The 11,903-nt window shown below is 58.4% G+C and carries 7 protein-coding genes; all 7 read left to right on the top strand.

Annotation, left to right across the window (positions count from 1 at the left end):
• Positions 1–15: 15 nt before the first annotated feature.
• Genes ACUH78_RS15035 through ACUH78_RS15005 form a run of 7 tightly spaced genes read left to right on the top strand, consistent with a single transcriptional unit; the run spans position 16 to position 11,903 of the window.
• A complete protein-coding gene (locus ACUH78_RS15035) occupies positions 16–2,274 on the top strand; it encodes an N-6 DNA methylase (RefSeq protein WP_445333884.1) in 2,259 nt (752 codons plus the stop codon).
• Entirely contained in the window at positions 2,267–3,553 is a 1,287-nt protein-coding gene (locus ACUH78_RS15030; protein WP_445333883.1) for a restriction endonuclease subunit S, read from the top strand. Before ACUH78_RS15035 ends, ACUH78_RS15030 begins: the two co-directional genes overlap by 8 nt.
• Positions 3,554–3,568: 15 nt before the next feature.
• A complete protein-coding gene (locus tag ACUH78_RS15025; RefSeq protein WP_445333882.1) occupies positions 3,569–6,907 on the top strand; it encodes a type I restriction endonuclease subunit R in 3,339 nt (1,112 codons plus the stop codon).
• On the top strand, positions 6,904–7,599 hold the full coding sequence (locus tag ACUH78_RS15020) for a M48 family metallopeptidase (protein WP_445333881.1): 696 nt from the start codon (positions 6,904–6,906) through the stop codon (positions 7,597–7,599). Before ACUH78_RS15025 ends, ACUH78_RS15020 begins: the two co-directional genes overlap by 4 nt.
• A gap of 4 nt (positions 7,600–7,603) precedes the next feature.
• Positions 7,604–9,595, top strand: a complete 1,992-nt coding sequence (locus ACUH78_RS15015; RefSeq protein ID WP_445333880.1) for an McrB family protein — start codon at positions 7,604–7,606, stop codon at positions 9,593–9,595.
• Entirely contained in the window at positions 9,592–10,929 is a 1,338-nt protein-coding gene (locus tag ACUH78_RS15010; protein WP_445333879.1) for an McrC family protein, read from the top strand. The genes ACUH78_RS15015 and ACUH78_RS15010 overlap by 4 nt, the downstream gene beginning before the upstream one ends.
• Positions 10,930–10,955: 26 nt before the next feature.
• Entirely contained in the window at positions 10,956–11,903 is a 948-nt protein-coding gene (locus ACUH78_RS15005) for a COG2958 family protein (protein ID WP_445333878.1), read from the top strand.

Here is an 11,903-nt window from a genome sequence, read left to right as displayed (position 1 = left end):
CACCGATCATCATGTTTGTTGAGAAGTCAATTTCCACTGGAAACGGCACAGAGCCACTTTGCGGACTCCGCCGGCAAGAAAGGTGGCGAGTTCTACACGCCGCGCACGGTCGTGAGCATGATGGTGCGCCTGATCAAGCCCGAGTTGCACCATCACATCTACGATCCCTGCTGTGGCTCCGGCGGCATGCTGATCGCGGCAAAGGAATACATCGACGAGCAAGGTCAGGAAGGCCGCAAGGCCAACCTGTACGGGCAAGAGGCCAACGGCACCGTGTGGTCCATCGCCAAGATGAACATGCTGCTGCATGGCATCAGTACTGCCGACTTGCACAACGAAGACACGCTGGCCAAGCCGCAGCACGTCAAGGGCGGCGAGCTGCGCCGCTTTGACCGCATCCTCACCAATCCACCGTTTTCCATCCCCTGGGGCACCACCGACAAAGACCAGAGCGGTCAGTCCACCTGGGCACCCGAGTTCCGTTCCGAGCGCTTCAGCTACGGCGAAGTGCCACTCGGTGCCAAGAAGGCGGACTTGATGTTCCTGCAGCACATGGTGGCGGTGTTGGCCGATGGCGGGCAGATAGCAACCGTCATGCCCCACGGCGTGCTGTTCCGGGGTGGCGAAGAAAAGACCATCCGCGCGGGCATGATCGAGAACGATCTGTTGGAAGCCGTCATCGGCGTCGCCCCCAACCTGTTCTACGGCACGGGCATCCCCGCGTGCATCCTGGTGCTGCGCCAACGGGTGCAGAACGGGGCAGAGCGAGTCAGCGGCAAGCCGAAGGATCGCCAAGGCAAAGTGCTGTTCATCAATGCCGACCGCGAATACTTCGAGGGCCGGGCGCAAAACTTTCTGATGCCGGAGCACATCGAAAAGATCGTCACCACCTTTGAGGCCTTCAAGGAAGAGGCGGGCTTTTCGGCCATCGTGGACAACGCCACGCTCAAGGCCAACGGCTACAACCTCAACATCCGCCGTTATGCCGACAACGCTCCGCCCCCAGAACCGCATGACGTGCGTGCCCATCTCCTGGGCGGCGTTCCCAAGGCCGAGGTGGCACACCCGGCGAAGAAGGCACTGTTCGATGCACACGGCCTGAACCCGACGGACTTCTTCGTTAAGCGGGACGCTACCTATTACGACTTCAAACCCACGTTCACCGCGAAGACCGAGCTCAAACCGGCCATTGAGTCCAACGCAGGGCTGCAGGCCAAGGAAGCCGACATCCGCGCAGCTTTCGAGGCTTGGTGGGCTGCCCACAGCCAGCGCATTACCGATTTGGCAGGAGCACAAAGTTTCGTAGCGCTGCGCAACGAGCTGCTGGCCAGCTTCAGCACCTCGCTGGAGCAGATTGGCCTGCTTGATCCCTTCCAGGTGCGTGGCATCGTGGCCGGATTCTGGAACCAGTCCAAGTACGACTTCCTCACCCTGATGGCACGAGGATCGCACGGCGTGGTCGATGCTTGGCGCACCAGCATCGTCACTGCGCTGGAAGACAAAGCCAAGAAAGAAAGCCCGCTGGAACACAAGCTGGTCAAGTTCCTCATGAGTGGTTTCGTGGATGAGATCGAGGGGCTGGAGGCCAAGAAGATCGAGTTGGAAGCTCAGATCAAGGCCAACGACACAACAGCTGAGGAAGGCGGCGAAGACGCGGAAGCCGCTGAGGCCGAGGACGACGATGCCGTTGATGAGGCCCAGCTCAAGGCCAAAAAGAAGGAACTTGAGGCCAAGATCAAAGAGATTGCGCGGGTGGTGAAGGCCATCGAAAAAGAGAAAAAGGCCAACGCCAGCGCACTGAAGAAGCTCGACAAGCCCAAAACCCAGCAGGCCAACGCGACCGAAATCGCTGCTCTTCAGACCGAGATTGCCAAACAGGATGCCGACCTGCTGGTTCAGGCACAGCAGCTGCAAGCCATCGAAGCCAGCTTGCAGCCCATCCTAGATCAAATCGCCGTGTTCGACGAACTGCGCAATGCCCTCAAGGATGTGAAGAAAGAGCTGGCGGACCGCAAGAAAGTCTTTGCCGACCATCTGAACCTTGCGGTGGATGGGCTTCCGCCTAAGGAAGCCGCCACGCTGCTGCTCACCATTTTGCACGACGACATGAAGCGCATCGTCGAACGCTACATCACCAACCAACGTCAGCAAATCGTGGCGGCGTTTGAAAACTGGTGGGACAAGTACAAGGTCACACTCACCCAGATCGAGCACGACCGAGATCAGGCGGCCCAACAGTTACAGGCGTTTTTGAAGGGGCTGAAATATGTTTGAACCTAAGCCCCTAGGCGAGGTGATTGCATTTCATACCGGCGGGGGTACGCCGTCACGTCAGGTGCCTTCATATTGGGGAGGGGGTATTCCTTGGGCGTCAGTCAAGGATTTCACTGATGACGCGGAGCAAATTTCTGCGACCCAGGAAACCATCAGCCAGAAAGGACTGAACGCCAGCGCGAGCAATTTGATTCCCCCTGGCACACCTCTGGTATGCACACGAATGGCCGTCGGCCGCGCAGCGATGCCGACCGTACCCATGGCCATCAACCAGGACGTCAAGGCACTGTACCCAGCCCCAGGCGTAACCTCCGCTTACCTGCTTTCGTTATTGCAATACACACAGCGCTTTGCAGAGGCACAGTCGATTGGCTCAACGGTCAAGGGCATTCGCATTCAGGACTACCTCGCAATCCCTGTACCGCAAGCGCCCGAGGTCGAGCAACCGAAAATTGCCGAGATCTTGGCAACGCTGAACACAGCCATCCACCAGACCGAGGCCATTGTCGAGAAACTGAAGCAGGTCAAACAGGGCTTGCTGCATGACCTGCTGACGCGGGGTGTGGATGCCAATGGCGAACTGCGTCCTGGCTACGAGGAGGCGCCGGAGCTTTATAAAGTTTCGCCATGCGGCTGGATTCCAAATGCATGGAAAGCGCTCGGACTCGCAGATTTTGCACCAGCTGAGAGGTCTGTAATACGAACTGGGCCATTTGGTTCTTCGCTGAAGGGTGAGCACTGGCGTGAGTCTGGAAGGCCGGTTGTCACAATCGGTTCTCTGGGCATTGGCAGGTTCATTGAAGAAGAGCTGCTGTTTGTTGATGAGCTAACCGCGCGAAGACTTTCTGAATACCAGTTGATTCCTGGCGACATAGTATTTTCCCGCGTCGCAGATGTCGGGCGGTCAGTGGTGGTGAATGAGGCGCAAGAGGGATGGATCATGTCCTCCAACTTCATGCGAATTTCAGTCAATAGATCGAAGGTGCACCCAGGCTATCTTCAACTGTTACTCGCGCATAGCGACCGTGTACGAAAGCAAATGCGGGCCACAGTGAATTCTGGCGGCAGAGATGTTGCGAATAGCGCGATCTTGATGGCGTTGCGATTTCCTACGCCAACGCCCGATGAGCAAGGCGAGATCGTTAATAGAAACGCTGTCCTGAGCTTACGGCTTGAACAGGAGTCTTGCGAGCTGGCGAAGTTGTTGGAGGTGAAGGCTGGCCTCATGGACGACCTTCTCACTGGCCGCGTCCGGGTCACGCCGTTGCTGGCGCAATAAGAAAAGGGCCGGAATATGGGATGGGAACTTGAAGACGTAGAAAAGCCGTTCGTCACGCAACTGGAAGGTCTGGGCTGGACGCACATCGAGGGCAGCATTGACGACCCTGTGGTTACCGGGCGTAGCAGCTTCACCGAAGTCATTCAGGAAGGCGTGCTGCGCAAGAAGCTGGCCGAAATCAACCTGCGCGAAGTCGATGGGGCGCTCGTGCCCTGGCTGGATGATGAACGCCTGTCTGAGGCCGTCGCCGCGATCACCCGCATTGCGCGGCCCAAACTCATCGAGGCCAACCAGGCGGCGACGGAATTGCTGTTGCTCGGCATCACCGTTGATGGCCTGCCCGGCTGGGATGGTGGACGTGGCCAGACCATTCGCTTCATCGACTGGGACACTCCCGAGAACAACAGCTTCACGGTCGTTAACCAGTACCGCGTGGATTGCCCGCCCGGCTACAACAGCGGCAAAGCCTTCATCGTGCCGGATCTGGTGTTGCTGGTGAACGGGATTCCGCTGGTGGTGGTCGAGTGCAAGAGCCCGTCCGTCCCGGAACCGCTGGCCGAGGCGATTGACCAGTTGCGCCGCTACAGCAACCAGCGGCACGCCAACTACGAGGTGGAAGACAACGAGGGCAACGAGCCGCTCTTCTTCACCAATCAGCTGTTGATCGCGACCAGCTTTGACGAGGCGCGCGTGGGCACCATCGGCGGCCTGTTCGAGCACTTTGCAAGCTGGAAGACGGTGGCCCCGGCGCGGGAGGCAGACGTCGCGGCCAGCCTGGGCGTGACGCAGCTTTCGGAGCAGCAGCGCCTAGTGGCGGGCATGCTCACCCGCGCAAACTTGCTGGACATCGTGCGCCACTTCACCCTGTTCATGCAGGCCAGTGGTCAGACCATCAAGGTGGCTTGTCGCTATCAGCAGTTCCGCGCTGTGAACAAGGCGATCGAACGCCTGCAGAGCGGAAAGACCCGTCTCCAGGATGGCGAGTATGACCGGCGCGGTGGCGTGATCTGGCACACCCAGGGCTCTGGCAAATCGCTAACCATGGTGTTCCTGGTGCGCAAGCTGCGAACGAATGCCACTCTGCGCCGTTTCAAAGTGGTGGTGGTTACAGACCGCAAAGACCTGCAGGACCAGCTCAGCGCCACGGCAACGCTGACCGGCGAAGTGGTTGAGGTGGCCACGTCCACAGTGGCCGTGCAGAAGCTGGTGCGCCGCAAAGGGCCGGGGCTGCTGTTTGCCACCATCCAGAAGTACCGCGACCCAGATGCCGCCGGTGAGCCGGGCTTGACCGAGGATGACATTCCAGAAGGCTGGCACGACGGACAGATGGGGGTGAAGGAGCCAGCGGCGGCGGCCTATGTAGCAAAGCCTTCGACAAAGACGTTTGAAGTTTTGAACGAGGACGAGACCATCCTCGTGCTCGTAGATGAGGCGCACCGCACTCAGGCGGGTGACCTGCATGCCAATCTGCTGGCGGGGCTACCCAACTGCGCACGTATCGGCTTCACCGGCACCCCGATCATCATGGGTGACAAGAAACGCACCCACGAGATCTTCGGCGAATTCATTGACCGCTACACGATCAAAGAGGCCGAGGAAGACGGTGCGACAGTACCCGTGCTGTACGAGGGGCGCACCGCGCAGGGTGCGGTCAAAGACGGGGCCAGTCTGGATGAGCTGTTCGAGGACTTGTTCCGCGAGCGCAGCGCGGAAGAACTGGAGGCGATCAAGCAGAAGTACGCCACCAAGGGCCAGATCTTCGACGCCCCGCTGCTGATCGCGGACAAGGCGCGCGACATGCTGCGCCACTACGTGACCAACATTCTGCCCAATGGCTACAAAGCGCAGGTGGTGGCCTACAGCCGCCTGGCGGCAGTGCGTTACGTGGCAGCGTTTGAAACGGCCAGGGCCGAATTGCTGGCCGAGGCCGAAGCGCTTCCACCCGAAGACAAGGCGCTGGACGACGAAACGCTGTGTCAGCGTCCGCCCAAGGTGCAAGCCATCGTGCAGGCCTGGCGCTATCGCGACACGCTGAAGAAAATCGAGTTCGCGGCAGTGATCTCCGGTGGCAACAACGATGATCCGGCGTGGAAACAGTGGACCGAAGCGGCGGCCAACGAGACGCGGATCAAGCGCTTCAAGAAACCGCTGTTCCACACCAAGCCGGAGAAGACCGACGCGCTGGCTTTCCTGGTCGTGAAGTCGATGCTGTTGACCGGCTTCGATGCGCCGATTGAAGGCGTGATGTATCTCGATCGGCCGATCCGCGAGGCAGAGTTGCTGCAGGCCATTGCTCGCGTGAACCGCACCGGCTTCGGCAAGCGCTGCGGCATCGTGGTTGACTACTACGGCGTCGCCCAACACCTGAAGGAAGCCCTGGCCGCCTACGCTGACGAGGACATTCAGGGGGCATTGCAGAGCCTGAAAGACGAAGTGCCAGCGCTGCGCGATCGGCACCTGCGTGTGGTGGACCTGTTCCGCAGCCGTGACATCGAGTCACTGGATGACGTGGAGACTTGCGTTGAAGTGCTGGCGGACGAACGACTGCGTGCAGAGTTCACCGTCAAGCTCAAGCAGTTCCTTGGTTCGCTGGACATGGTGTTGCCGCGCCCGGAAGGCTTGCCCTTCTCCAAAGACGCCAAAACCCTCTCGTACATCTACGCCCGAGCCCGCAACCGCTACAAGGACACGCCGGTTCTCGGCAAGGATGTCGGCGCCAAGGTCCGCAAGCTGATCGATGACCATGTGATTTCCTTGGGCATCGATCCGAAGATCCCGCCGATTGCACTGACCGACGCGGAGTTCGACACGCATCTGTCGCGCCAGGCGAATGACCGCGCCAAGGCGTCGGAGATGGAGCACGCCATTCGCTCTCACATCCGCAAACATCTGGATGAGGACCCGGTGTTGTTCCGCAAGCTCAGTGAGCGGCTGAGTGAGATTTTGAAAACGTTGGCGGATCAGTGGGATGAGCTGATTGCCGCATTGCAGAAGATCATCAACGAAATGCGCGCAGGGAGCAGCAGTGACGATGTGGCTCCCGCCGACATGCCAGAGCATTACCTGCCGTTCCTGCGCATGCTGCTGGAGGCCGTGCTGGGGAGCGAGCCCCCGACGGATGAGCAACTGCTCAAGATTCGCGACCTGACCGTGGAGCTGGTCGACATGATTGCCAGCGAACTGACCGACACCTTCTGGGAGCCGCACAAGCGGCCGGCTCAGGACGCTTTGGGGACGCGTATCTTCAAAACGCTGCGCGCTTCGCGGCTAGTTGCGCCAGGTGATGTGCCAGCCCTCAAGGATCGCTTGCTGGAATTGGCCCGCGCCAACCATGAGAGGTTGATTAAGGCATGAGCATGCTGACCGTAGACGATCTCTCCTTCGAGCTGAAACCCAGCAGTCGGCGCAGAACGCTGCAGATCACCGTGGATCGCAACGGCGACTTGGTGCTGTCGGCACCGCCCGATGTCGAAGAGGAACGTCTGCGCGAGTTCGTGCTGGAAAAGCGCTTCTGGATCTACACCAAGCTGGCGGAGAAAGATCGGCTGCAAAAGGTAGTACCGACCAAGAGTTACGTCGATGGCGAGGGATTTCTATACCTGGGTCGTAGTTACCGATTGCGGCTGGTGGATGAACAGGATGTAGCTTTGAAACTGCTGAATGGCCGCTTCCTATTGCGCCGCGACCTGGTCGAAAACGCCCGGTCCCATTTGGTTCAGTGGTACAGCGGCCGGGCCAAGCTTTGGCTGTGGGACAAGGTGCAGGACTATGTGGCACGCATGGAGGTCCGGCCTGTTGGCGTGAAGGTGCAGGATCTGGGTTACCGCTGGGGATCATGCGGCAAAGGCGACTGGCTGTACTTTCACTGGAAGACCATCCTGCTGCCGCCGCGCATTGCAGAGTACGTGGTCGTGCATGAACTGGCGCACCTGCATCAACCACATCACACACCAGAGTTCTGGCAGCGGGTCGAACGCGCACTGCCTGATTTCGAGCGGCGAAAGATCTGGTTGGCAGAACACGGCATGGACGTAGAAGGGATTTGAGACGATGGCACAGAACTATTTCAACAATGACCATTTCAAGCTGCTGAACAAGTGGAAGGGAACGGTCTATGACAAGACCAACCCGGAGCAGCAGCGCGTCTACGAGGAGCTGGGGCAGGCCTACGACGTCACCAAGCAGTGGGCTGAAGCGCTGCAACAGCTCAGTTTCGAAAACGGCTGGACCAAGACTGTCCGCAAGCCTGCAGACCGGAGCGGCAAGTTCACTGCGTACAACTGGGCCCGTATTTATCCTGAACAGGGGTCCCATAAAGGTTTGGCCTACACAGTGGGCATCGACGCAGCCTTGGGTTTTGTGGTCAAGATCGACCTGGTTGACACACAAGTCGATGATCCCGCATTGCGCCGGAAGTACGAGCAGATCCGGGGCAGTTTTACGTCTTCTCCGATTGTCGCCATCAAATCCATCGCTGATGGTTTGGCAATGGACTTCACCGCGTTGGTTGAATGGAGTGCGGAGGCCATCAAGAACTTCAAGATCACCTACGACGAAGTTGCAGAGCAGTTGGGACTGTCTGCTGATGCCGACAACGAAAGCCTGCTGGCGCACTTCCAGGGACACGAGGACTTTGTCGAACGGCAACCACTATGGACCGCCACGACGACAGAGCTATTCGGGCGACTTGCCCGTGCAGTCAACGAGATGGGGTTGGACTGGTGGTTCACCCGGGCCACAAACAGCCAGCTGCGCTTCGGACGCAAGGAAAAGGGAGCGGTCAAAGGCGGCCCCGTCGGATGGCTGTTCTTGCGCAAGGATGGCATCCGGGTCAGTTGGTCTGCCTTTGCCGGGCTGGATGAGCTGGAGTCTACCGATCTCACCAGCGAGCTGGTTCAGCTCTTCGAAGCAGCCGACAAAGACGAAGGCAGTTGGCCAGCCAAGCTCGGACCGCGTGCGGGGCGCAACGGCTACTGGCCCGATGACTACGACATTGAAGACGAGCCCAAAAGCGACAAGCCGCCAAAGAACGTCATCTACTATGGCCCGCCTGGTACCGGCAAGACATTCGATTTGCAGGCCTTGCTCGAGAAAGACTACACCGATGCCGAGTATGGCGAGCGCTACGAGTTCGTCACCTTCCATCAGTCCTACGGGTACGAGGAATTCGTTGAGGGCCTGCGCCCTGTCATCACCAAGCGTGGCAGGAAACGTGCAGCAGACACTGAGGCAGCCGCCGCGTCGGATGGTGAGGTACGTTATGAGATCAAACCAGGGGCTTTCTTGAGGTTGTGTGACCGGGCGCGGAAGAACCCGTCGCGGCAATACGCGATGGTGATCGATGAGATCAATCGCGGGAACATCAGCAAGATCTTCGGCGAGCTCATCACACTCGTGGAAGTGGACAAGCGCGAGGGCGCGAAGTATCCCGTCTCCGTGACGCTGCCGTACTCCGCAGAAAGTTTCAGCGTGCCTTCGAACGTTGATTTAATCGGGACGATGAACACGGCAGACCGATCGTTGGCACTGGTCGACACAGCGCTTCGCCGTCGATTCGAGTTCGTTGAATCAATGCCCAAGCCCTCGGTTCTGGCGGGCACCATCGTCTCCCACAACGGCGTGAGCATCAACATCGAGCAGTTACTGATCATGCTCAACAAGCGGATCGAGGCCCTCTACGACCGCGACCACACGGTGGGGCATGCCTACTTCACGCGCATCAAAGACTTGAAAGATGAAGATCGCTTCAGCGAGCTGAAGACCGTGTTCCGGAACAAGATCATTCCGCTGCTGGAGGAATACTTTTTCGAGGACTGGCAGAAGATTCGACTGGTCCTGGGCGATAACCAGAAGCCGAAGCAGGAGCATCAGTTCGTGCACGAAATCGGTCGCGAGGAGGATCTGCTGGCACTCTTCGGTCGTGAGCACGAGCTGGATCAGTACGCGATTCGTTCTCGCTACCAGTTGAACGCTGCTGCTCTTGATGCGCCAGAGGCGTATGTCGGCATATATGCAGCCAAACCTGACGTGACCGCCGGATGAATTCCCTCACGATCTTTGAGTTCGACAAGCTCGTCGAAGCAAAGGCCGGAGCGGTCGGGCTTGCTGTGCCCAAGCGTGTCTTCGCATGGCTGGACACACAGTCCCTTAGAAGTGATGAAGATGCCCCTAGCTGGCTCAAGCCGACCCAATTGAATGGCCAGCGGGCCATACAGGTCACCAGCTATGTCGGCGTTATTCGCGCCCCTTGCGGATATCAGATCGAGGTACTGCCAAAGACCGGAAGGGATACTTCGCCTGAGCAGGCGCGTGCGCTCCTGATCGAGATGTTGAAGTGCCTGGCCGGGTTTCGACACATCAGAACAGCCAACGCGGACTTGGTCGCGGAACGCATGCCTCTCCTGGAGGTGTTCATCCAGCAGTTCCTGATGGCCGTCGGTTCGCTGGTCAAACGCGGACTGCGCAGTGACTATGTCGCGCGACAGGATAACCTTTTTGCACTTCGTGGCCGGTTGTTGGTAGCTCGACAGATCTCCCAGAATCTGGTCAGGAGAGATCGATTCTTCACCGAGCATGACGAGTTTTCGCAGGACCGCGCAGAGAACAGACTGATTCACACGGCGCTTCGCCATGTGCTGACCCTTTGCCGGTCACAGGAGAACCAGCGAGTCGCGCGCGAACTCGGTTTCGTCTTCGCGGAAGTTCCACTATCAGTTGATGTTGCCCAGGACATTCAGCGTATCAGGCTGGATCGAGGCATGGGCTACTACGAGTCGGCACTAGACTGGGCGAAGCTGATCCTGAAGGGCCTCAGCCCCATCTCTGGGATGGGAAAGCATCACGCCCCTTCGCTGCTATTTCCGATGGAGGCCGTGTTTGAGGCATATGTCGAGAAGCACTTGGCGAGGCAGTTACGCGATGACTTCGTCTTGAAGGCGCAGGCAAGCAGTCAGCACCTCGTTGCGCACGACACTCAGCGATGGTTCCGCTTGAAGCCCGATTTATTGGTCAAGCAGAAGCAAACCACACGATTGGTATTGGACACGAAGTGGAAGCTACTGGATTCAGCGAAAAAGAACGGGCGAGAGAAATATCAACTCAGCCAGGCCGATTTCTACCAGCTGTACGCCTATGGTCATCACTACCTGGACGGCAACGGAGACATCGTATTGATCTATCCCAAGACGGACGCCTTTGCAGAACCGCTGCCTGTCTTCGAATTCCCGAAGGCGAATGGGATGCGGCTTTGGGTGCTGCCGTTTTGCCTCACGAAGCGCCAACTCATGCTGCCAGCTTCGCCAGCATTCGGCGTCGCTTTCATTCAGGACATATCAAGTAAATCCCGGGCCGACAACTTGAACGCTGTCCCGGCTTGAGAACAAAGAGGATTGGGGAAACATAGATGGCACTGAACCTTGGCAAAGTGGTTGTGGACTACCTGGCCACGCATCCTGAACAGAAGTTCTCCGCTCGACAGATCGCCGAGTGGATTTTTGAAACCTATCCTGCCGAATGCCAAGAGAAGCGATCCAATAGCCGGGGCGATTACATCAAGACCGATGCTGACTTGGTTCAACAACTGGTTGCGGAGATCAGTTCTCAGCGACCTCGCTTGCAGAAACGTAACCCGGAGCTAAAGACGACCGAGGGGCGGCCACGCAAGTATTACTACTCGACAATGTCTGATGTCGCTGAAGTGGCTGCGGTCGAGAGCGTGATTGCCACTCCGGTTGCAGACGCAAGTGGAAAGTCGCAGGGAGAGCACGCGCTCTACCCGCTGCTTTCGCTGTATCTGTGGGAGGAGTTTGGAGTTTACTCAAAGCGCATTGACGAGAAGCGCTCATCGAACAAGCGAGGACCGAACGGCAATCGCTGGCTGTATCCGGACGTGGTCGGGATGGAGGATTTGGGCGCGGACTGGCACCAGGAGGTGCGGGACTGCGTGAACCAGTATTCAGACAAGCGGACAAAGCTGTGGTCATTCGAGGCCAAGTTGCTGATCAACCGGTCTAATGTGCGCGAATGCTTTTTCCAGGCCGTCTCGAACTCGTCGTGGGCGAATTTTGGCTATTTGGTCGCGGCGGAGATCGAGGGGCAGGACACGCTCAAGGAGCTGCGAATGCTATTCGCTGCGCACGGCATCGGCCTGATCAAACTGGATGCCGACAACCCGGCAGAAAGTCAGGTCTTGATTCCGGCCCGTGAAAGGGACGAGATCGATTGGGATATGGCCAATCGACTGGCCACGGAGAACAGGGATTTTCTGGAATACGTGAAGCTGGTGAAGCAGTTCTATCAAACGGGCGAAGCTCGGCTGGCTGATTGGGATGTGCCAGAAACCACGGAGTGA

The sequence above is a fragment of the Thauera sp. ZXT1-4 genome, from assembly GCF_052598215.2.
Note: the sequence above shows the minus strand (reverse complement) of the source record. Positions and strands in the feature narration are given on the sequence as shown.